The sequence below is a fragment of the Streptococcus mitis SK1080 genome (assembly GCF_000220085.1).
GTDB classification, from domain to species: Bacteria; Bacillota; Bacilli; order Lactobacillales; family Streptococcaceae; genus Streptococcus; species Streptococcus mitis_K.
On record NZ_AFQV01000018.1, the window covers coordinates 105,261 to 127,500 of the forward strand.

The window sequence follows — 22,240 nt, forward strand, 5'->3', positions numbered from 1 at the left end:
CTGTACTCATTTTCTAATGACTACTTTATTTTAGCACTTCAAACACGGTTTGAAACATGATTTTGATGTCTCCAAGGAAACTAAATTCTCGGAGATAGTCGAGGTTATAGCGCATCTTTTCAGGAAGGACGTGTTCGACATAGGCTTGGTCAACTGACAGACCTTTCTCCGTCATTTGACTGATGATAGCATCCTCATCCTTGTAGTTGATGCTGGCTGGAGAGGTAATTCCTGCTGGCAAGAGCAAGGTCGCCATCATTTCAGGGCTATACTGCTCAGTGTAGCGTGGCACTTCAGGTCGTGTACCGACAAAGGACATTTCGCCTTTAAGGACATTGACCAGCTGAGGCAGTTCGTCCAAACGCACACGGCGGATGAAATTGCCAACCTTGGTAATGCGACTATCGTTAGCAGAAGTCACCAGACTGCCTTTTTTATCCGCATCCGTCACCATGGTACGGAACTTCCAAATCTTGAAAGATCGATTGTACTGGGTCACGCGCTCTTGCTTATAAATCACTGGCCCCTTGCTATCCAACTTGATCCAAATGCTCAAAATGAGAAAGATGGGAGAGGTCAGAACCAGTACAACCAAGGCTAAAACCCAGTCCAAGCAACGTTTGAAAATCAGCGAACCCTTCCTTTTAGAGACAAGCTGGTAGTAAGACTCAACCTCGCTTGATTTCATTTCCACGGGCAAGTCTTCCCATTTCAGCATGCTGTTTCTCCTTTGTTTTTATTATACTATTTGTCAACATTTTTCATTATACCACAAAATGGAAAAGGCGGTGAAAGAAATCTGTAATTTGAAGGATTTCCTTCTTATGCTCAATGAAAATCAAAGAGTATTAAGACATGGCCCCGGCCTGCAAGCTATACATCTTGTGATAGGTTCCTCCCAAGGCCAAGAGTTCATCGTGGGTTCCACTCTCAATAATTCGCCCTTTGTCCAAAACATAGATGCAGTTGGCGTCTTGGATGGTAGAAAGGCGATGAGCGATGGCAATGGTTGTCCGTCCCTGTCTCATCTTCGCCAGAGAAGCTTGAACCAAACTTTCTGTTTCAGAGTCAATATTGGCTGTCGCTTCATCCAAAATCAGGATTTTAGGATGACTGGCGACTGTTCTAGCAAAGGCAAGAAGCTGGCGCTGACCAGTAGAGAAGCTCGAACCACGCTCGGAAACAGGGGAATCATAACCCTGCGGAAGATCCTGAATAAAGGAATCTGCATCTACGAAGGCAGCTGCAGCCTGTACCTGCTCATCACTGATCTCTTGGTACATGGCGATATTGGACTTAATGGTTCCATGATAGAGGAAGGGTTCCTGCAAGACCAGACCGATGTTTTTTCTCAGCTCTTCCTGACTGTAGTCCCTAATATCCACACCATCCAAGAGAACCCGCCCTGACTGGAATTCATAAAAGCGCATGAGGACATTGATAATCGAAGATTTCCCAGAACCCGTATGCCCTACAAAAGCAATGGTTTCACCCTTGTTAACGGAGAAGGAAATATCATCCAGAATCGAATGTTTGCCATCATATGAGAAGCCCACATGTTCAAAACGAATATTGCCTTCTTTGACTTTAGCCTGCCCATTTTCTTGAAGAGGTTCACAGGTCCTCTCGTCTATCAGGGCAAAGACACGACCTGCGGAAACCATAGAAGTTTGCAGGGTTGAAAAGTTTTGCGTCACCTCAATCAAGGGGTCAAAGAGACGATTGATGTACTGGATAAAGGCATACATGGTTCCTGCCGTTATTCCCAGATAAAGTCCACGATAGCCAAAATAGGCCATCAAGACAGCATATCCTAGGAGTTTCAGCAAACTCATGGCAGGGCGCAAAAAGAGGGCATCCAAGGCTACAGAACGGTTTGCATAGACCAAGTGTTCTTGGTTGATTTCATCAAACTCTGACTGTAGGCGCTTCTCTTGATTAAAGGCCTGGATTATTCGGATTCCCTCAATGTTTTCAGCCAGCTTACTATTGATATCTGACAAGAGACTTCTGGTTTTTTCAATGATTTTCACTGATTTTTTCCGATAGAGATTGACCAAAAGGAAAATCAAGGGGAGAAAGAGCAAGACTAATGCTGTCAAACGAAAATCCAACACCAACATGGTATAAAGAGTTGTCAGAAAGATGAAAACTGCAGAGATAAAGCTAGATAAAATCCCTGAAAACATATCGCTGATGGTCTCAGTATCATTGGTCAAACGAGAGACGATGGAGCCTGCTGGCGTCTTGTCAAAATAAGACATGCCTAGCTTCTCCATATTAGCAAAGGCATCGCGACGAATATCCCTAACAATACTGTAAGACACCCGCGCAAAGAGAAGATTGCCGACATACTGGACCAGAGTTTGTAGGATATAAAGGCCATAGTAGGCCAGCAAAACGGTCACAGCGAGTTGGTTGAGATTGCTGAGATACTGGTCAATAAAGTGGGAAGCCACAAGGGGAATGACACTTTTAATGACCGTCATCGCTAGGAGAAAACTGAGTGCCAAAAAGGTAAGGAGTCCATAAGGCTTGAGATAAGACATCAAGCGCTTCAATACAGTCCATTGTTCTTGCTTATTCTGCATCTTCTTCTCCTTTCATTTCCAGCTGCTGAGACTGGTAGGTTTGGGCATACCAGCCATCCATGGCTAGTAGGTCTTCGTGTCTGCCTCGTTCGATAATCTGACCATTTTGCAGGACTAAAATCAAATCTGCATGGACAACCGCACTGAGGCGATGAGCCGTAATAATGGTTGTCTTGTCCTTTCGCGTCTCCTTAAGGTTGTCGATAATCGCATACTCTGTCTTGGCATCCACGGCCGACAAAGAATCATCCAAAATCAAGATATCAGGGTCTAAAATCATAGCCCGACTCATGGCCAGACGCTGCTTTTGACCTCCAGAAAGACTGACTCCCTTTTCACCAATCAACGTATCAAATCCCTGAGGCATGGCTACAATGTCTTGGTAAACTTGGGCTAGCTTGGTCGCTTCCTCGACCGCTGACAGTGGTAAATCAGGATTCCCAAAGCAAATATTGTCTAAGATTGAAGTCGCAAAGAGGAACTGGTCCTGAGGGACGTAGCCCATGAGACTGCGAAGGTCTGTCAGACGATAGTCACGAATATCGTAGCCATTTAGATAAATGGCTCCCTTATCCACATCGTATTCACGCAAGAGGAGTTTGATCAAGGACGTTTTACCAGAGCCTGTCTGTCCGACCAAGCCCAGGGTTTGCCCTTTTTCTAAACTAAAGTGAATATCCGTTAGTGTTTCCTCATTTTCAAAGGCAAAGCTATCAATGGCATACTGCAAGCGCCCATTTTCAATACCATCCAGAGGAAACTCAGGGTCCTGTACAGGTGATTCCTGAGACAAAAGTTCCTCAATCCGCTGGTAGGAAACCTTGCCTCGCTGAGTGATATTAAAGAGGAAACCAATGGCCATGAGAGGCCAAACCAGCATATCCAAGTAGCTGATAAAGGTGACCAGATTACCAACCGTAATCTGCCCCTCCTGAACCATCAAGGAGCCGACCAAGAGGGTTAAAACATAGGAGGAACCAACAAATAAGAGAACCATGGGGTCAAAGAGACTATCGTATTTCATGGTTTGGAGGTTCTTTTGGAAGGTCAATTCATTGACTGCCTGAAAGGACTCGAGCTCGTTCGCCTGATATCCGAAAGACTTGGTCACTTTGATACCTGATACAGACTCCTGCACCTTGTTATTGAGTTCAGAGAAAGCAGCCTGCGATTCACCAAAAGCCTTATGAGTCTTTCTCCCAAGACGACTAGTCGCATAGGCCATGAAAGGTAGGGGTAGAATGGCAACCAAGGTCATTTGCCATGAGATGCTAAAGAGCATGGTCAACAAGGTCACCAGCGCCGTGATAGAAGCATCCACCGCAGACATAACACCGCCCCCTGCCAGACGAGTTAAGGCGTTGATATCGTTGGTTGCGTGTGCCATCAGGTCTCCCGTCCGATAGGTCTGATAAAAGGCTGGAGACATTTTTGTGAAATGCTCAAACAAGCGAGAACGCATAATCTGTCCCAGACGGTAGGAAGTCCCGAGGATATACATACGCCAAACATAACGCAGATAGTACATCCCAAAAGCCGAAAGAAGCAAGTAAAATAGGTCAAGAAGGAGGTCCTGCTGGGTTAATTGCCCCGATGTGATGGCATCAATGACCCGCCCCATGACCATAGGTGGAATGAGATTGAGGACGGAAACCAAGACCAAGGCCACAATCCCGACTAGATAACGGCGTTTTTCTAACTTGAAAAACCACCAAAGTTTTTGAATAATGGACATAACATCCCTTTCTGATTGCAAATAGAAACCTGAGGCCAAGACCCCAGGTTTTTCTTATTCATAGGTTACGACTGTAACGGCACCCTTGTCATACTCAGCGATAAAGATATTAGCTACATTGTCATGTCCTTGCTTGTTGAGGTTATCAAGCAGCCACTCTTCGCTACGACCAATCGATTCCAAAACATCTACTTGGATCACACCGTCAGTCACAACTGGATACTTAGGATTTTCATCTCCCATTTGGACCACGATGAGTTGGCCATTTTGCTCCTGCACAGCTCGTTTAACTTGCTTCATCTGGAAAATTCCTTGGCTACGAAGTTTGAGAGCAACTTCTGCCGCAGACAAACCAACTGAACGACAGGCTTCTGGGTCAATCTGCCCATTTTTGATGAGCAGAGTCGGTTTACCATCAATCAAGCGTTTCACAAAACGAACATTGTTATTGAGCCACTTGAGGGTCAAGACCAAAATCGTCCACATCATCAAAATCACTGCATACTGGAGAATACTGATAGAACTATTGTAAATCACCCCACCGATGATACCACCGAGAACATAGTTCTGAATTTGGTCTGTCGCAGAGTTAGGTGCTAGGTTCCCCTTTCCTGTCACATTGATAACAAAAACAAGCGAGAAGAGCCCCAAGGCCAGTTTGATTAAAATTTCCATATAGTTGAGTGTCATTTATTTACCTCCACCAATTCAATAGCGTCTGTTTGATTCAATTCTAATTTCTCTAAAAGATACTTGTCTGGTTGGCTCCCGTTCATGGCGCGGTAGAAATTTGGACCTACCTTGACAAGCGCTCCATCAGTGGCAGCTGAAGTATTAACGTAAACTTCTGATTTATCCACCCCCAAGTCTTTGGAAACAACCTCTATGAAATGAAGTGAGGTTTGAAATTGATTGTTAGAGGCTTGATTGGTCTGGTATTTTGAGATTGTTACCAAAAGCATGGCTACCAAGGTCAAGGCCAAAATCATGACCAATTCCCGAAACTTAGTCCCCTTTTTATCTCGATAGGCTTTAAAAGCAAAAAATCCTGTGATAGCTAGGAGCACAATCCCAAAGCCAATCATGATGCCATTTTGTTGACTGATTTGGCTAAGCACATAGTCATATGAGTAAAATTTCATTTATTTTCACTCCCTTTCATAAAATCATTCTTTATTATAAACGAAAGAGGGTGATTTTTCAAACCATACGTTGGGGAAATAGACCTTTTTTTGGTATAATAAAATCTATAATCTGAATGAAAAAGGTAACTTTATGAAACTTATCTCATGGAATATTGATTCCCTAAACGCTGCCCTAACTAGTGACTCAGCTCGTGCCAAATTGTCCCAAGAAGTCCTACAAACCTTGGTCGCTGAAAATGCTGATATCATCGCTATCCAAGAAACCAAGCTTTCTGCAAAGGGTCCTACAAAGAAACACTTGGAAATTTTAGAAGAACTCTTCCCAGGCTACGAAAACACGTGGCGTTCTTCTCAAGAACCTGCTCGTAAAGGCTATGCTGGAACCATGTTCCTTTATAAGAAAGAACTCGCACCCACTGTCACTTTTCCAGAAATCGGTGCCCCTTCTACTATGGACTTGGAAGGCCGTATCATCACTCTAGAATTTGATGAATTTTTCGTGACCCAAGTTTACACTCCAAACGCTGGCGACGGTCTCAAACGCTTGGAAGAACGCCAGGTCTGGGATGTCAAATATGCGGAATATTTGGCTGAACTAGACAAAGAAAAGCCAGTCCTTGCGACCGGTGACTATAACGTAGCCCACAATGAGATTGACCTTGCAAATCCTGCTAGCAACCGCCGTTCACCAGGATTTACCGACGAGGAACGTGCTGGATTTACCAACCTCTTGGCAACTGGATTTACCGATACTTTCCGTCATGTTCACGGCGATGTTCCAGAACGCTACACTTGGTGGGCACAGCGCAGCAAGACTTCTAAAATCAACAATACAGGCTGGAGAATCGACTACTGGCTGACAAGCAACCGCGTGGCTGACAAGGTCACTAAATCCGATATGATTGACTCAGGTGCTCGCCAAGACCACACACCCATTGTCATGGAGATTGAACTCTAAGGAGAAAACGAATGGACTATCAAGCTGTCATTCCTGAATTTGTAGTATCTGACATCGAAAAATCACGCCACTTCTACTGCAACCTGCTAGGATTCTCTGTCGAATACGAGCGCCCCGAGGAGAAATTTCTCTTCCTCTCGCTTGAAGACTGCCAGCTCATGTTAGAAGAAGGCAGCGCAGAAGAATTAGCCCAACTGACCTATCCTTTCGGACGCGGTGTCAATATTTCCTTTGGCATTGCAGATGTTCCTCAGCTCCACCAAAAACTGCTGGAAGCTGACTATCCTATCCATCGTCCCCTGACAAAAAGAGAATTTCGAGTAGGAGATAGCTTTATATATCCCCATGAATTTGCGATTTTGGATCCAGATGGCTATTTTTTAAGATTTAGCGAGTAGAATAATAAAGATTGGGAAAAAGTCTTTAAAGTTAGAAAGAGGCATATTGTCAGGTATTTAAAAACCTAATAATATGCCCTTTTATGATGGAAAAACCTTCTAAATGTTAGTCAATAAGTTAATTCTTGCCCATTTTTATTATATTTGTTCGTTTTTCAAACCAAAACACTAACAAAACATTTGATTTCTAAAGTTATTTAGTGTAAAATAAAAACATTGGCTCAAGCCTATTTGAAATTGAATATCATTTTACTTGTTTATGTCGTGAATTGGCACGACGTTTCTACAAGGTGCCGGAACACCTAACAATAAGTAAGTCAGAAGTGAGGTATGGTCGTTTTTGCCATGCCTATTTTGGGGACTTACTTAGAGATTAAGTAGGTCCTTTTTCTATCAGTTTTACTGGATAGAAATCTGAAACAAGCAAATGGATTGTCTTTTAGACTTTAGGAGGTCTTATGAAATTATTAGAAGAGCGCATCCTCAAGGATGGGCATATCTTGGGTGATAACATCCTCAAGGTGGATTCCTTTTTAACCCACCAAGTTGACTTTAGCTTGATGCGAGAGATTGGTAAGGTTTTTGCGGAAAAATTTGCTTCTGCTGGCATTACCAAGGTTGTAACCATTGAAGCGTCAGGTATTGCCCCAGCCATTTTTACAGCTGAAGCCTTAAACGTTCCCATGATTTTCGCTAAAAAAGCTAAAAACATCACTATGAACGAAGGAATCTTAACTGCCGAAGTTTACTCCTTTACCAAGCAAGTGACCAGTACCGTTTCTATCGCTGGAAAATTCCTCTCACCAGAGGACAAGGTCTTGATTATCGACGATTTCCTTGCTAATGGCCAAGCTGCCAAAGGCTTGATTCAAATCATCGAACAAGCTGGTGCCACAGTCGAAGCTATCGGTATCGTGATTGAAAAATCTTTCCAAGATGGTCGTGATCTGCTTGAAAAAGCAGGCTACCCTGTTCTATCACTCGCTCGTTTGGATCGTTTTGAAAATGGTCAAGTCGTATTTAAGGAGGCAGATCTCTAATGCAAACTCAAGAAAAACATTCGCAAGCAGCCGTTCTTGGCTTGCAGCACTTACTAGCTATGTACTCAGGATCCATCCTGGTTCCCATCATGATTGCGACAGCCCTTGGCTATTCAACTGAGCAGTTAACCTACCTGATTTCCACAGATATCTTCATGTGTGGAGTGGCAACCTTCCTCCAACTCCAACTCAACAAATATTTTGGTATTGGACTCCCAGTCGTTCTAGGAGTAGCCTTCCAATCCGTTGCTCCCTTGATTATGATTGGGCAAAGCCATGGAAGTGGCGCTATGTTTGGTGCCCTTATCGCATCAGGGATTTACGTAGTTCTTGTTTCAGGCATCTTCTCAAAAGTAGCCAATCTCTTCCCATCTATCGTAACAGGATCTGTTATTACCACGATTGGTTTAACCTTGATTCCTGTCGCTATTGGAAATATGGGAAATAACGTTCCAGAGCCAACTGGTCAAAGTCTCTTGCTTGCAGCTATTACTGTTTTGATTATCCTCTTGATTAACATCTTTACCAAAGGATTTATCAAGTCTATCTCCATTTTGATTGGTCTGGTTGTTGGAACTACCATCGCTGCTATCATGGGCTTGGTTGACTTCTCTCCTGTTGCAGCAGCACCACTTGTCCATGTCCCAACTCCACTCTACTTTGGGATGCCAACCTTTGAAATCTCATCTATTGTCATGATGTGTATCATCGCAACGGTTTCTATGGTTGAGTCAACTGGTGTTTATCTGGCCTTGTCTGATATCACTAATGATCCAATCAACAGCACACGCCTGCGCAACGGTTACCGCGCAGAAGGCTTGGCTGTACTACTCGGAGGAATCTTTAACACCTTCCCTTACACAGGATTTTCACAAAACGTTGGTTTGGTTAAATTATCCGGTATCAAGACTCGTCTGCCAATCTACTACGCAGCAGGTTTCCTGGTTCTACTTGGACTGCTACCTAAGTTTGGCGCCCTTGCTCAAATCATTCCGAGCCCTGTCCTCGGTGGTGCCATGCTGGTGATGTTTGGTTTTGTATCCATTCAAGGGATGCAAATCCTCGCTCGTGTTGACTTTGCTAACAATGAACACAACTTCCTTATCGCAGCTGTTTCAATCGCTGCAGGTGTCGGACTCAACAACAGTAATCTCTTTGTCAGCATGCCGACAGCCTTCCAAATGTTCTTCTCAAACGGAATCGTCGTAGCTAGCTTACTCGCCATTGTCCTCAATGCAGTATTAAATCATAAGAAGAAATAAGAAAAAGAGGTGCGAGCCTCTTTTTTGTGTTATATCCTCACCTGTCTTTCTTCTGACCGCTGACCTGTGACAAACATGGTGAAGGTTGCTTTGCAGACGTTTCTGCCTTCTTGATTGGTGATATCGACATCCACTACACAGGTTGTGCGACCTTGATGGACGCATTCTCCTTTAATGGTCAACACGTCGTCGAGTTTTCCTGCTTTGAGGTAGTTGATAGAAGATTGGAGTGTCACCCCATCAAGCCCCAGCGAGATAACCACCAAACCACTTATTTGGTCACAGAGAGTAAAGAGATAGCCACCATGGGCATTGCCATAGTAATTGAGCGACGAGTCCACTACTTTGGTCGTCACCACAACGTGACCATCTCTCATTTGTTCAATTTCGTAATTTTCAAAGGCAGATATAGCGTCAAAATGAAAATCTTTCATCGTTTCCTCCTGATAGTTCAAACGACACTATGATACTACTTTTTATAGGACTGTGCAAGGAGAAAGTTCCTAGTCTGGCAAAATTCCGACCTGCTCCACAAAGCGCATAAAGGCTGCCTGTCCTTGTTCTGTCTGCTTATAGACTCCTGCATCCTCAAGCACACGTGCAAAGATAGCCCCCACAGAGTCCTTGACGATTTCAAGGGCTTTTTCTTTATCTGTTAGATCTGGATGTTGGACTTTGAGTTGGTCTGCCCATTCCTGATGATAGTCGGCAACTGCATCAGCTTCTCCTACAAGATAGCTAGCGACTTGCTCCACTTCTTCTTTCAGACGTGGTGGCAAGATTGCCAAGCCCATGACCTCAATCAAGCCGATATTTTCCTTTTTGATATGTTGGACATCCTTGTGGGGATGATAGATGCCATCAGGATGCTCTGTAGAAGTCTGATTGTCCCGCAAGACCAAGTCCAACTCAAACTGTCCATCGCGTTTACGGGCAATCGGTGTAATGGTATGATGCGGTGTCCCATCAGTCTCAGCCAAAATCTGCACTTCAGGATCTGAATATTGCCGCCATTCTCGCAAAATCTTATCAGCTAAGTTGATCAAATCTTCTTTGGAATTCGAAGTCAAACGCAACACTGACATTGGCCACTTGACAATCCCAGCCTTGACCTGCTCAAAACCTGCAAATCGAAAGGTCTTTTGCAAGGGAGCCAATTCCATAGGAAATACGTGACGGCCTCCCTGATAGTGGTCATGAGTCAGAATAGAGCCACCCACAATCGGCAGGTCTGCATTAGAGCCAGCAAAATATCCTGGAAACTGCTCTACAATAGCCAGTAGACGCTCAAAACTCTGACTGCTAATCGTCATGGGACGATGCTGCCCATCTAGGAAAATACAGTGCTCATTAAAGTAAGCATAGGGCGAATACTGGAATCCCCATTCCTGACCAGCCATTTCAAAACGGATAATACGGTGGTTGCTACGGGCTGGGTGGTTAACTCGACCATGGTAGCCCTCATTCTCTAGACAAAGCTGACACTGGGGATAATTACTAGCTTGCACCAACTTGGCTGCCGCAATCTCTTTGGGATCCTTTTCAGGCTTAGAGAGATTGATGGTAATTTCAAGTTCTCCGTAGTCAGATGGAACACGGTAAGCAATGTTCTTAGCTATGGCCTTGAGTTTGATGTAGTCATTTTTCTGACTAAGTTGGTAAAAATCCGCTATCGCCTGCTCAGGAGAGTGGGCATAGGTTATCCAAAAGTCACGATTGACCTGACTTGGACAAGGAGTCACCAAGTCCATCAGTTCAGCACCGAGAATTTCACGCGCAGTCTGACTATCCTCAATCGTCTCTAATCGAACGGCTTCCTCAACCAGCTGGTCCTTGAGGTCAATCACTTTATCCAGATCCGTCTCAACTTCCAAAACACCATCTCCCACTCGTGCCAAGACACGATTGGTCAGGTAGATTCGATCCATTTCCTCATATGAACTTTCAGAAATGACATGTGTTACAAATTTATCTACTAAGGTCACTATAGAGCCTCCTTTTGACTAGTCAAGGACGCGAGTGCCACCTGCAACTTCAGCGATATAGAAGCTTGGAGCGTAGCCAACTACTTCCTCGTAGTGTTTGCCTACAGCTTCCTTAAAGGCCTCAACAGTATCTTTTTGCACCAAGGCAATGGCACATCCGCCAAAACCTGCCCCTGTCATACGAGCACCGAGAACACCTTCTTGCGCCCAAGCTGTGTGAACAAGAGTATCCAATTCCAAGCCAGTTACTTCATAGTCATGTTCCAGAGAAACGTGTGACGCATTCATCAAACGACCAAATGTTTCCAAATCTCCTGCTTGGAGGGCTGCTTGAGCTTCAAGGGTACGTTGGTTCTCAAGTACAGCATGGCGAGCACGTTTCAAACGATTTTCATCTTTAATCAGATAGCTATATTGGTCAAAGGCCCACTCGTCCAATTCACCCAAAGTCTGAATATCTAAGGAAACTTGCAACTCTTCCACTGCTTTTTCACACTCAGCACGACGTTCATTGTATTTAGAGTCAGCCAGTTCACGGCGTTTATTGGTGTTCATGATAACAACGACATTGTCCTTCAAATCAAGTGGCACCAAATCGTATTCTAAAGTATTAGTATCTAGGTAAATTGCACGTTGGTCCGCTCCCATACCGATAGCAAACTGGTCCATAATGCCAGAATTTACTCCGATAAAGTTATTTTCTGTTTGTTTTCCGATTTTAACCAAATCGAGACGCTCTAATTTTAAATCAAAGAGATGCTCTGCCACGACCCCTGTCAAGAGCTCCAAGGATGCTGAAGAAGACAAGCCAGCACCATTTGGGATATTCCCATAAACATAAAAATCAAAACCTTTGTCAATCACATGCCCAGCTTCTTGCAAGAAATGAAGAACTCCTTTTGGATAATTGGTCCAGTTGTGCTCTTTTTCAAACTTGAGGTCAGCGAGAGGCACTTCGATAATGCCCTTGTCCTCAAAGTTAGCTGAGTAGAAACGTAAAATTTGGTCGTCACGCTTGCGAGCTGCACCATAAGTTCCCAAGGAAATAGCTGCTGGAAATACATGTCCACCATTATAGTCTGTGTGCTCACCAATCAAGTTGATACGACCTGGTGAAAAGAAGGTTTGGTCTGCTTCTTGACCAAAAACAGCAAGAAAGTCTTTACGAAGTGCTTCTGCAGTAAGATGTTGTGTCATGTGAATTCTCCTTTGACTGTCCGTTAAGTCACCTCAACGTGTAATCGTTTTCTTCTATTGTATCCAAGGAATTTCCCAAGGTCAATCCTTTTTACTAAAATTTTACTAAACTATCGGTAAAAAGCAGAAAAACATGATATACTAACTTAAAAGAAGGAGAATTTATGGCTACCTTAAAAGACATTGCACAGCTAGCCTCTGTCTCAATCGCGACCGTATCCCGTGTCCTAAACCGCGACCAGAGCCTATCTGTCACAGAAGAAACCAGACACCGTATTTTAACTGTTGCTGAAGAGCTGGGCTACACCAAGCACCTCAAGACAGGCGAGTCCCACAAACCCAAGCAAAAGATTGCCATTATCCAATGGGTCAGCGAACAAGGGGAGTTGGACGACCTCTACTACTACCAGATTCGCCTAGGAATAGAAAAAAGAGCCCAAGAGCTGGACTATGATATCTTGCGCTATTTTAATGACCATCCTTTTACCCTAAGCGAGGAAGTGATTGGGATTCTCTGCATCGGAAAGTTTAGCCGAACTCAGATTTCTGCCTTTGAAGAATACCAAAAGCCTCTTGTATTTCTAGACAGCGATACACTTTCCCTGGGACATACCTGCATTATCACGGACTTTTATACTGCCATGAAACAGGTTGTCGATTATTTCCTCAGCCAAGGAATCGATCGTATCGGGATTCTAACAGGTCTTGAGGAAACAACCGACCAAGAAGAAATCATTGAGGATAAGCGGCTGGAAAATTTCAGAAACTACAGTCAAGCAAAGGGAATCTATCATGATGAACTAGTCTTTCAAGGAAGCTTTACTGCCCAGTCTGGCTATGACTTAATGAAAGAGGCCGTTCAGAGTTTAGGAGACCAACTCCCACCAGCCTTTTTCGCAGCCAGCGATAGTTTAGCTATCGGTGCCCTCCGTGCCCTCCAAGAAGCTGGAATCAGCCTGCCAGACCGCGTCAGTCTTATTTCCTTTAACGACACCAGCCTGACCAAGCAAGTCTATCCTCCCCTCTCCAGCATCACCGTCTATACCGAAGAAATGGGCCGGGCAGGTATGGATATTCTTAATAAGGAAGTACTCCACGGTCGCAAAATCCCTAGCCTGACCATGCTGGGTACCAGACTGACTCTGAGAGAGAGTACAAGGAATGATTAGAATTACAAAACGACCTCTAGCAAGGCTGTTTCTCTTATAATCTCTATGATTCCGCTCCAACTCACACCTTTCGCTTATGTGCTTGGTGACTTTCTAGGTCAACATCAACTTCAATGGTAATATTTTGAAAGCCACAATCTTTGAGGAAAATTCGAATAGATTCTTTACAAGTTTCCATATGCTCCATCTCTTTTAAACAAACATGGACAATGGCATTTTTTTCCAAACCATCCATAGTCCAGAGATTAAGCTGATTGATACTAGCGACATGATCCAATTCTGCTAAATCCGTCTTGATCTTCTGGATATCTACTCCTTCTGGCACTGCATCGAGGAATATCTTGAGCGTGCTCCAAAAACGTGGAAGGGCTTTTGACAGAATAAAGAAGGAAATAGCAAGAGACAAGAGCGGATCCAAGATATACCAATCGGTAAATCGAAGAACAATGGCCATCAGGATGACAGCCACCCAACCCAAGGTATCTTCCAGAAAGTGCAGGCTGAGAATGGATTCGTTCTTGGTTTGTCCTTTGCGAATGACGAGACTCGCTAGCACATTGATAGTAATCGCAATAATTCCTAACCAGAAAATCCCCTCATCATTGACCGATTGTGGATGAAAGATTTTCGCTATATTTTCCAAAATCACTAGGATGGATCCTGTGATAAGAATCACAGCAGTCACCAGGGCCCCTAAAAGACTAAATCGCTTGTAACCCAAGGTGTAATGCCTATCTTCTTCACGATTGGAGATTGTTTCTAGAAGGGCTGATATGCCAATGGCTATAGCATCTCCCAAGTCATGAACAGAATCAGCGAGAACGGCACTCGAACCAAATATTCCTCCTGCGATAAACTCAACAATAGCATAGCTTAAATTTAAGAAAAAAGCTATCCAAACAGTATATTTTGCCTTCATCTTTCTCATTCCTTTGTTATAATAGATTTATGAACATTTTGTTCATTATCATTATCCACTAAAACTCAATGAAAGGATAGAAGCAAAAGGTCAGCTTTATTCAGTTCTGAACAATTTGCCTCAAGTGTCCATATGACTAAGATTGACCGCCGTATCAGTAAAACAAAAAAAGCCATCTATCAAGCTTTTCTACAACTTTTAAACGATAAGGGTTATGAAGCCACTACAGTTCAGGATATCATTGACCTCGCAGATGTGGGACGATCCACCTTTTACTGTCACTATGAGAGTAAGGAACTACTTCTGGACGAGCTTTGCCGCTACCTCTTCCATCATCTCTTTGAAAGAGAGCAACCCATTTCAACTGAGGACTACCTCGCCCACCTCTTTCTCCATTTTCAGAAAAACCAAGACCATATCACCAGTCTGCTATTTTCCAAAAATGACTACTTCCTCCGTCAACTCCATAAAGAGCTAGAACACCATGTCTATTCCGTGATGGCTGATGATTTAAAAGAAGCCCACACTAATCTGCCTACTTCTTACCTCCAACACTTGGTCGTGTCCAACTTTATCGAGACATTGACTTGGTGGCTCAAAAAAGGACAAGACTTTACATACCAGGAAGTTGTCCAGTTTTATCTAGACCTTCTCATTCCTAAAAATTGAATACAGAGTAGAGCTCAGTTGCCTTATTTCTAGGCTACTGAGTTTTTATCTTTTCAACAATCAAAAAAGCCCAGACGACATTGTCTGAGCATTCTTTTCTATAGTCGTTTAAGCAAGTTGAGTTTGACATTTTCAAACTATTTCTTCAACAAACCTTCTTCTTGTAGAAACTCCTTGGCTACTTGCCCTGCTGACTTGCCTTCAACACCGACTTGGTAGTTGAGCTGGCTCATCTGGCTTTCAGTAATTTTACCAGCCAATTTATTGAGAACTGTTTCCAACTCTGGATGTTTCTTGAGAAGAGCTTCTTTCATCAGTGGAGCCCCTTGGTAAGGTGGGAAGAGTTGCTTGTCATCTTCCAAGACCTGCAAATCATAACGCGCCAACTCTGCATCGGTTGAATAGGCGTCCGTGATTTGAATATCACCTGACTGAATTGCCTGATAGCGAAGAGCTGGCTCCATAGTCGCTACATTGAGATTGAGACCGTACATTGATTGCAAGCCCTTATTGCCATCTTCACGGTCATTAAACTCAAGTGTAAAGCCTGCCTTCAACTGCCCTTCCACTTTTTTCAAGTCCGAAATGGTCTTCAAGCCGTATTCCTGAGCAATCTTTTTCGGAACAGCTACAGCGTAGGTATTTTGATAAGACATAGGTTTGAGATAGGCTAGATGATCCTGTTTGGCAATGCCATCACGCGCCACCTGATAAACCTGATCTGGCTCATGACTAACTTTCGGTGATGGTTGAAGTAGACTTTCAGTCACCGTACCAGTAAATTCAGGATAGATATCAATATCGCCTTTTTTCAAAGCTTCATAAAGAAAGCTTGTTTTCCCAAAATTCGGTTTAATAGTAGCAGTCATGCTGGTATTTTCTTCAATAAGGAGTTTATACATATTGGCCAAAATTTCTGGTTCTGGACCCAATTTCCCAGCAATAACCAAGTTTTCTTTCTCATTTTGAGCCAAGAGGGCTGGACTATAAGACAAACCAAGCAATATTGTCACCAAGGCAAAACCAGAAAAAATCGTCCGTAATTTTGCCTTTTCCATCACTTTTAGTAGGAAGTTAAAGGCAATAGCAAGCACTGCAGAAGAGAGGGCCCCAATCAAAATCAGACTGGCATTATTACGGTCAATTCCCAAAAGGATAAAGGACCCCAGTCCTCCCGCCCCAATCAAGGCCGCCAAAGTTGCCGTACCGATAATTAAGACCGCTGCCGTCCGAATCCCAGACATCATAACAGGCATAGCAAGTGGAATTTCAAACTTCTTGAGACGCTCCCACCTAGTCATCCCAAAGGCAATCCCAGCCTCTTGCAGACTCGGATCAATTCCCTTTAGCCCAGTGATGGTATTTTGCAAAATCGGAAAAATCGCATAAATCACTAGAGCTGTCAAAGCTGGCAAGGTCCCAATTCCCATCAAGGGGATAAAGAGTCCCAACAAGGCCAGAGACGGGATGGTCTGGAAAATCCCTGCAATCTGCAAAACCCAATCCGCCAACTTCTCATGATAGCGAAGATAAACAGCCAAGGGAATCGCTATAAAGATGGCCAGCAACAAGGTCAAAAGTGACAACTGCAAATGTTGAGATAGAGCTGTCAACCAATCACTAAAACGATCCTGAAAAGTTGCAATTAAATTAGTCATGAACACTACCTCCAAACAAGTCTGCTACAAAATCTGTGGCAGGAGCTTTTAAAATGGTCTCAGGATTCGCCACCTGGCGAATTTCTCCATCCTGCAAAACAGCAATACGGTCCGCCAATTTCAAGGCTTCATCCGTATCATGGGTCACAAAAATCGTTGTCATTCCAAACTCTTTATGCAATTCTTTAGTCAGAACCTGCAACTGTTTGCGAGAAATAGCATCCAAGGCTGAAAAAGGTTCATCCATGAGGAGAATCTTAGGCTGACCAATCATGGCTCGGACAATACCGACCCGTTGCTGTTCTCCACCAGATAATTCACTAGGAAGTCGATGTCCATACTCAGCCACTGGTAAACCAACCTTAGCCAAAAACTCTTCTGTTTTCTGAGCAATTTCTTCCTTAGTCCATCCTTTCATCTCAGGAATCAGGGCAATATTTTCCGCGACCGTTAGATTTGGAAATAGGGCAATGGCCTGTAAAACATAACCAGTAGAGAGACGAAGTTCACGCTCATCGTAGTCTTTGATACGCTTGCCATCCATATAAATATTTCCATCAGTTGGTTCCAAGAGGCGGTTGACCATCTTAATCATGGTTGTCTTACCGGACCCAGATGGCCCAACTAAAACCATAAATTCCCCATTCTCAATCCGTAAATTAACATCTCTCAAAACATCTTTTTCTGTGTAGCGCAAGGCTACATTTTTGTATTCAATCATTCTGTATCCTCAATTTAAAACTTCCCTCGATTGGTCAAGTCTTCTACCTTAGGTATGACTTCCTTATTGTCCCAATGTTCCACAATTTTCCCGTTTTCTAGACGGAAGATATCGTACTGGCCATAGGCAAGGCCATCAATCTGAGTCTGACCATAGCTAACCACATAGTTTCCTTGTCCTAAGAGTTGGAAAACAAAGTCAAAAGTGGCCTTTACTTATAAACAGCTAATTTGCTCCATTTTAATCCTCATTTTCCTCCTCTTTCAGATTAGCCAAAATTCTTTCTTGAAAGGCTTCAAACTGACGAATTTCTTCCTCTGAAAATCCTTTGTAAAAGATCGTATCCAATTTCTGACTGACACGATACCCCACTTCTTTCTGAGACTGCCCCAACTCTGTTAAAACCAAATACTTCTTACGCTTATCTTCTCCACATGGACTAATAATTACAAGATTTTGTTCCTCTAGCTTTTTAATCATCGTCGTCAGTGTATTGTTAGCAAGCCCAGTCGCAAGCGCAATATCTGTCGCAGTTGCGCAGCCAGTTTCACTATTCCATAAAACCGCTAAAATCTTCCCCTGTTCACTCCGATAAAGAGCTTCAGGATCTTGGCTCAGTAACTTTTGAAAAATCCGCCCATTCAACAAACGAATATGATGAGCTAGCAAATGACTATCTTTCATGACACCTCCAATTTATTTCCATATCGAAACGAATAAAACAATTGTAACACTCATTATTCCAACTGTCAACTATTTCGATTTAGAAATAATTTTTCCCAGTAAAAAAATCTCCCACCCAAGGTAGAAGATTCTAATCTTATAAACTTAATCCGTCATGTCCGATACCAACGTTCGATGCTCCAATGGAACACTGCACATAACTAGCAAGAAAATGAAACCTGACTGAATCCAGAAGAGGGCCAAGTCAAAGATTCCGTGTACAGCAACCACTGTAAGGAAAGACAGATAAAGACCGATAATCGGGCGTTTCCCCGACTCCTGACTCATATCCATCATCAAGCGAACAGGAGCCACAGAAGACAAAACTAGTAAAATAGTCCCTACAATTCCGTAACTCAGAATCGTATCAATATAAAGACTGTGAGCATGTTCATGATAAGGAGCATTTATCCGAGGATACGAGTGCATGTAGGTCAATGGCCCTTCACCCCAAAAAGGATTTTGCTTAAACAAGGCCATCCCAGCATCCCAGATAGAAATGCGTTCTTCCATAGAAGAGTCTAAAGTCCCCATCCGAACTCCCAAATCACTAGAAAAGAGGAAGCTCAAGCCAATCGCAAAGACCCCAATACTTAGCCAAAAGGCCTTCCAGTTTTTAATGGTCGTAAAGAGATAGATAATGGCTCCAGCGATAATAGCAGGAAAGGCAGTTCGATTTTGCGTAAAGTTCAAACCAAAGAGATTCACAAAGCCTGCAAACACACAGAATACTTTCAACCAATTCAACTTGGTCGTTGTAAACAAATAGAAGGCAATCATGATACAGAAACAACAAATAATTCCATAATAATTAGGATTAAAGAAGGTCACCTCTGCACGATTCTGATGCCACACCTGCATATTGGGTGAAAGAAAAGCATAGTTAAATTTCTTCACAATTTGGAAATGTTCTAAACTCGCAAAAGCAGCTGACAAGACGCTACCAAACAAGACGAGCTGCAAAATCAATCGAAAGAATTTATGTGATAAAATCGACTGATAATGCAAAAAGAAAACAGTAAATAGAAAAATTCCTACTGAAGCTACGACTCCCATCCAATTTTGTGCAAAAACGGATATAACAGTACTATAGCCAAGAAAAAGAAGCAGCATCGGATGCTCCCCCATTTTCTGAAGAATACTTTTCATGTCTCCTGTAAAAATCAAACTGATAATATATAAACAGAATACAACTACAAAAAGATAAAAGGGTAAAAAGATACTCAGGATAATTCCCAATAAAATCAGCTCTTTACTAGACAACCCTTTCAGCTTTTCAATAAAGCCTATTGATTTCAAAATGAATCCTTTCTCTCCAAATCAGTTGATTCAGATAATAGTAAGCTACCCTTTATTGTACCACTTTTTTAGCAATTTGAAAACAAAGGAAACGTTTACTAGGTAAAAAAGGGAGCAAAAAGAGAGCAAAAATACTGATATTTCAAAACTCAAACTTAATGACTAGATTTACTATAAGAAAATCATACCGTAAAGACTAGGTATATGTTAAAATAGTAGTAATATAATAAGGTTTTGACCAACTATCCGAACTATATTTAAATCATTTACAATTCCTAAAGAAAGGAAACACTATGAAATCCTACCAAGCCGTCTACCAAATTCTAGCTAAAGAAACCGACTATATCAGCGGAGAAAAGATTGCAGAAGAACTATCACTGACCCGAACATCAATTTGGAAAGCCATCAAGCGTTTAGAACAAGAGGGCATTAAAATTGATAGTATCAAAAACAAAGGCTATAAACTTGTGAATGGAGACCTTATTCTTCCAGAACTTCTAAAACAAAATCTTCCAATTAAAGTCAGCTTTAAACCCGAAACACGATCAACACAACTCGATGCAAAAGAAGCAATTGATTTAGGAAATGAAGCAAACACCCTCTATCTAGCTTCCTATCAAACAGCAGGCCGAGGCCGTTTTCAACGTTCCTTCTACTCACCACAAGGTGGTATTTATATGACACTCCATCTTAAACCAAATCTCCCCTATGACAAATTACCATCCTACACACTACTTGTAGCTGGAGCTGTCTACAAAGCCATTAAGAACCTAACTTTAATAGATGTCGACATAAAATGGGTCAATGATATCTATCTAAACAATCATAAAATTGGAGGAATTCTCACTGAAGCAATGACATCTGTAGAAACAGGCTTAGTCACAGATATTATTATTGGAGTAGGAATCAACTTCACTATCAATGATTTTCCACAAGAATTAAAAGAAAAAGCTGCTAGCTTATTTAAAACATCAGCACCTATAACAAGAAATGAATTAATTATCGAAATATGGCGTGCTTTCTTCGAAACACCAGCAGAGGAGTTATTATACCTATATAAAAAACAGTCATTCGTTCTAGGAAAAGAAGTCACTTTCACACTAGAACAAAAAGACCACAAGGGACTTGCTAAAGACATCTCTGAAAGTGGTAAACTTTTAGTTCAATGTGATAACGGAAAAGAAATCTGGCTCAATAGCGGAGAAATTTCACTCAAGGGTTGGAAGTGAAATGTAAGCGCCCAATAACGAAGTATATTGAAAAATCTCCAGACTAGAGAACTCACTGATAGTTCCTAATCTGGAGATTTCTTATTTGCACTTTTCTTGTACAACGTTATACTAGACTATAGTTAGTTGAGTTTGGAATAGTACGCTGTAGCTGCTAAAACATTTCTAGAAATTAATTTGACTTTCCTAATAGAGTTGTTCATATCTTATTTCAATCTACTATAAAATCAAAAAGCATTATACAATAGTGATATGAAATCAACTAAAGAAGAAATCCAAACCATCAAAACACTTTTAAAAGACTCTAGTACAGCTAAATATCATAAACGCCTTCAAATCGTTCTATTTCGTCTGATGGGCAAACCTTATAAAGAGATTATATAGCTTTTAGACTGTAATCAAACAACGATCTAGCGAAATGTAAAAAATATGAGGAGTTAGGACTCGACTCTCTCCTTCAAGAAACACGTGGTGGTCGTAACCATGCATATATGACGGTTGAGGAAGAGAAAGCCTTTCTTGCCCGCCATTTGAAGGCTGCAGAGGCAGGAGAATTTGTTACAATTTTCTAGGCTCAGGCTGAAACAGTCTCCCAGACTGTTTCACTCCCGAATACAAAAATTATACTTGATCGTTTCCATATTATCCAACATCTCAGCCGTGCTATAAGTCGTGTCCGTGTTCAAATCATGAATCAGTTCGATCGAAAATCCCATGAATACAAGACTATCAAGCGTTACTGGAAGCTCATCCAACAAGATAGTCGTAAACTCAGCGATAAACGTTTTTATCGCCCTACCTTTCGTATGCACTTGACCAATAAAGAGATTCTAGACAAGCTTCTTAGTTATTCAGAAGACTTGAAACACCACTATGACCTCTATCAGCTCTTGCTTTTTCACTTTCAGAATAAGGAACCGGAGAAATTTTTCGGGATCATTGAGGACAATCTAAGGCAGGTTCATCCTCTTTTTCAGACTGTCTTTAAAACCTTTCTAAAGGACAAAGAGAAAAGCGTCAATGCCCTTCAATTACCTTATTCCAACGCCAAACTGGAAGCGACTAATAATCTCATCAAACTTATCAAGCGCAATGTCTTTGGTTTTCGGAACTTTGAAAACTTCAAAAAACGGATTTTTATCGCTCTGAACATCAAAAAAGAAAGGACGAAATTTGTCCTTTCTAGATATTAGCTTTTCTTCAACCTACTACAGTTGACAAAAAGCCATCATTTAGTGGCTATTTAATTGCTAAAAGCTGCCAAAGACGAGAGTATAGCAGCTGAGCTACACCGCCATATATCGGGAAGACAGGATTCGAACCTGCGACACCTTGGTCCCAAACCAAGTACTCTACCAAGCTGAGCTACTTCCCGAGTTAAATAGAAAAATGCACCCTAGAGGAGTCGAACCTCTAACCGCCTGATTCGTAGTCAGGTACTCTATCCAGTTGAGCTAAGGGTGCTCATTATATTATGCCGAGGACCGGAATCGAACCGGTACGATCGTTACCAATCGCAGGATTTTAAGTCCTGTGCGTCTG

20 protein-coding genes, 3 tRNA genes, 3 pseudogenes and 1 riboswitch (1 of these 27 running past the window's edge) are annotated in these 22,240 nt (G+C 42.3%); of the genes and pseudogenes, 9 read left to right on the top strand and 17 right to left on the bottom strand.

From position 1 onward, the window contains the following. Positions 1–25: 25 nt before the first annotated feature. The 5 genes from HMPREF9957_RS07380 to HMPREF9957_RS07400 form a co-directional block, all read right to left on the bottom strand. A complete protein-coding gene (locus tag HMPREF9957_RS07380; protein WP_000922211.1) occupies positions 26–718 on the bottom strand; it encodes a sugar transferase in 693 nt (230 codons plus the stop codon). 130 nt (positions 719–848) lie between these two features. After that, a complete protein-coding gene (locus tag HMPREF9957_RS07385) occupies positions 849–2,591 on the bottom strand; it encodes an ABC transporter ATP-binding protein (protein WP_001180162.1) in 1,743 nt (580 codons plus the stop codon). Then, entirely contained in the window at positions 2,581–4,326 is a 1,746-nt protein-coding gene (locus HMPREF9957_RS07390; protein ID WP_000022596.1) for an ABC transporter ATP-binding protein, read from the bottom strand. Before HMPREF9957_RS07390 ends, HMPREF9957_RS07385 begins: the two co-directional genes overlap by 11 nt. A gap of 54 nt (positions 4,327–4,380) precedes the next feature. Next, the gene (locus HMPREF9957_RS07395) at positions 4,381–5,016 is read right to left on the bottom strand and encodes a DUF421 domain-containing protein (protein WP_000174454.1); all 636 of its coding nucleotides are present in this window, start codon (positions 5,014–5,016) and stop codon (positions 4,381–4,383) included. Next, positions 5,013–5,468, bottom strand: coding sequence for a DUF3290 family protein (locus tag HMPREF9957_RS07400; protein ID WP_000675332.1), 456 nt, complete (start codon positions 5,466–5,468; stop codon positions 5,013–5,015). The genes HMPREF9957_RS07395 and HMPREF9957_RS07400 overlap by 4 nt, the downstream gene beginning before the upstream one ends. A 133-nt stretch (positions 5,469–5,601) precedes the next feature. Here HMPREF9957_RS07400 and HMPREF9957_RS07405 point away from each other — a divergent pair, with 133 nt between their 5' ends. The 4 genes from HMPREF9957_RS07405 (at position 5,602) to HMPREF9957_RS07420 (ending at position 9,129) form a co-directional block, all read left to right on the top strand. Then, entirely contained in the window at positions 5,602–6,429 is an 828-nt protein-coding gene (locus tag HMPREF9957_RS07405) for an exodeoxyribonuclease III (protein ID WP_000767445.1), read from the top strand. An 11-nt stretch (positions 6,430–6,440) separates the two neighbouring features. Continuing rightward, positions 6,441–6,827, top strand: a complete 387-nt coding sequence (locus HMPREF9957_RS07410) for a bleomycin resistance protein (RefSeq protein ID WP_000386224.1) — start codon at positions 6,441–6,443, stop codon at positions 6,825–6,827. A gap of 233 nt (positions 6,828–7,060) precedes the next feature. After that, positions 7,061–7,156, top strand: a riboswitch (purine riboswitch). A 129-nt stretch (positions 7,157–7,285) separates the two neighbouring features. Continuing rightward, positions 7,286–7,867: a xanthine phosphoribosyltransferase gene (locus HMPREF9957_RS07415; RefSeq protein ID WP_000770411.1), complete on the top strand. Its 582-nt coding sequence runs from the start codon at positions 7,286–7,288 to the stop codon at positions 7,865–7,867. Further along, positions 7,867–9,129 (top strand): nucleobase:cation symporter-2 family protein, encoded by a 1,263-nt coding sequence (locus HMPREF9957_RS07420; protein ID WP_001194511.1) that lies wholly within the window; start codon positions 7,867–7,869, stop codon positions 9,127–9,129. Before HMPREF9957_RS07415 ends, HMPREF9957_RS07420 begins: the two co-directional genes overlap by 1 nt. 29 nt (positions 9,130–9,158) lie before the next feature. Here HMPREF9957_RS07420 and HMPREF9957_RS07425 read toward each other — a convergent pair whose 3' ends face one another. The 3 genes from HMPREF9957_RS07425 to HMPREF9957_RS07435 all read right to left on the bottom strand — a co-directional run bounded on the left by HMPREF9957_RS07425 (position 9,159) and on the right by HMPREF9957_RS07435 (position 12,311). After that, on the bottom strand, positions 9,159–9,563 hold the full coding sequence (locus tag HMPREF9957_RS07425) for a PaaI family thioesterase (RefSeq protein WP_000651224.1): 405 nt from the start codon (positions 9,561–9,563) through the stop codon (positions 9,159–9,161). 69 nt (positions 9,564–9,632) lie between these two features. Beyond that, positions 9,633–11,114, bottom strand: coding sequence for a UDP-glucose--hexose-1-phosphate uridylyltransferase (locus HMPREF9957_RS07430; protein ID WP_000177011.1), 1,482 nt, complete (start codon positions 11,112–11,114; stop codon positions 9,633–9,635). 18 nt (positions 11,115–11,132) lie between these two features. After that, the gene (locus HMPREF9957_RS07435) at positions 11,133–12,311 is read right to left on the bottom strand and encodes a galactokinase (RefSeq protein WP_000191952.1); all 1,179 of its coding nucleotides are present in this window, start codon (positions 12,309–12,311) and stop codon (positions 11,133–11,135) included. Between the two features lie 164 nt (positions 12,312–12,475). Between HMPREF9957_RS07435 and galR the strand changes: the two genes are divergently transcribed. Beyond that, positions 12,476–13,480 (top strand): DNA-binding transcriptional regulator GalR, encoded by a 1,005-nt coding sequence (gene galR, locus HMPREF9957_RS07440; protein WP_000212535.1) that lies wholly within the window; start codon positions 12,476–12,478, stop codon positions 13,478–13,480. A 61-nt stretch (positions 13,481–13,541) separates the two neighbouring features. Here the strand turns inward: galR and HMPREF9957_RS07445 are convergent, their stop codons facing one another. After that, positions 13,542–14,399, bottom strand: a complete 858-nt coding sequence (locus HMPREF9957_RS07445; protein ID WP_004242406.1) for a cation diffusion facilitator family transporter — start codon at positions 14,397–14,399, stop codon at positions 13,542–13,544. Positions 14,400–14,531: 132 nt separating this feature from the next. Here HMPREF9957_RS07445 and HMPREF9957_RS07450 point away from each other — a divergent pair, with 132 nt between their 5' ends. Then, positions 14,532–15,068, top strand: coding sequence for a TetR/AcrR family transcriptional regulator (locus tag HMPREF9957_RS07450; protein WP_000161118.1), 537 nt, complete (start codon positions 14,532–14,534; stop codon positions 15,066–15,068). A 137-nt stretch (positions 15,069–15,205) separates the two neighbouring features. Here HMPREF9957_RS07450 and HMPREF9957_RS07455 read toward each other — a convergent pair whose 3' ends face one another. The 5 genes and pseudogenes from HMPREF9957_RS07455 to HMPREF9957_RS07470 form a co-directional block, all read right to left on the bottom strand. Continuing rightward, positions 15,206–16,726, bottom strand: coding sequence for an ABC transporter permease/substrate-binding protein (locus HMPREF9957_RS07455; RefSeq protein WP_000182949.1), 1,521 nt, complete (start codon positions 16,724–16,726; stop codon positions 15,206–15,208). Beyond that, positions 16,719–17,447: an ATP-binding cassette domain-containing protein gene (locus HMPREF9957_RS07460; RefSeq protein WP_000575236.1), complete on the bottom strand. Its 729-nt coding sequence runs from the start codon at positions 17,445–17,447 to the stop codon at positions 16,719–16,721. The genes HMPREF9957_RS07455 and HMPREF9957_RS07460 overlap by 8 nt, the downstream gene beginning before the upstream one ends. Before the next feature lie 14 nt (positions 17,448–17,461). Next, positions 17,462–17,653, bottom strand: a pseudogene (locus HMPREF9957_RS12640) (nuclear transport factor 2 family protein); the annotation flags it as partial. 34 nt (positions 17,654–17,687) lie between these two features. Next, positions 17,688–18,131: a MarR family winged helix-turn-helix transcriptional regulator gene (locus HMPREF9957_RS07465; RefSeq protein WP_000655207.1), complete on the bottom strand. Its 444-nt coding sequence runs from the start codon at positions 18,129–18,131 to the stop codon at positions 17,688–17,690. A gap of 144 nt (positions 18,132–18,275) precedes the next feature. After that, a complete protein-coding gene (locus HMPREF9957_RS07470; protein ID WP_004242420.1) occupies positions 18,276–19,469 on the bottom strand; it encodes an O-antigen ligase family protein in 1,194 nt (397 codons plus the stop codon). 293 nt (positions 19,470–19,762) lie between these two features. Between HMPREF9957_RS07470 and birA the strand changes: the two genes are divergently transcribed. The 3 genes and pseudogenes from birA to HMPREF9957_RS07485 form a co-directional block, all read left to right on the top strand. Continuing rightward, positions 19,763–20,698 carry a bifunctional biotin--[acetyl-CoA-carboxylase] ligase/biotin operon repressor BirA gene (gene birA / locus HMPREF9957_RS07475; RefSeq protein ID WP_000844497.1) on the top strand — a complete coding sequence of 312 codons (936 nt, stop codon included), beginning with the start codon at positions 19,763–19,765 and terminating at the stop codon, positions 20,696–20,698. Positions 20,699–20,950: 252 nt separating this feature from the next. After that, positions 20,951–21,264: pseudogene (locus tag HMPREF9957_RS13415) on the top strand (helix-turn-helix domain-containing protein); the annotation flags it as partial. A 42-nt stretch (positions 21,265–21,306) separates the two neighbouring features. Continuing rightward, positions 21,307–21,891, top strand: a pseudogene (locus tag HMPREF9957_RS07485) (transposase); the annotation flags it as partial. 108 nt (positions 21,892–21,999) lie between these two features. Here the strand turns inward: HMPREF9957_RS07485 and HMPREF9957_RS07490 are convergent. The 3 genes from HMPREF9957_RS07490 to HMPREF9957_RS07500 all read right to left on the bottom strand — a co-directional run. Beyond that, positions 22,000–22,073 (bottom strand) — tRNA-Pro (locus HMPREF9957_RS07490). A gap of 15 nt (positions 22,074–22,088) precedes the next feature. Then, positions 22,089–22,162: transfer RNA gene (locus HMPREF9957_RS07495), tRNA-Arg, on the bottom strand. A gap of 11 nt (positions 22,163–22,173) precedes the next feature. After that, positions 22,174–22,240: transfer RNA gene (locus HMPREF9957_RS07500), tRNA-Leu, on the bottom strand; it runs 19 nt beyond the window's last position.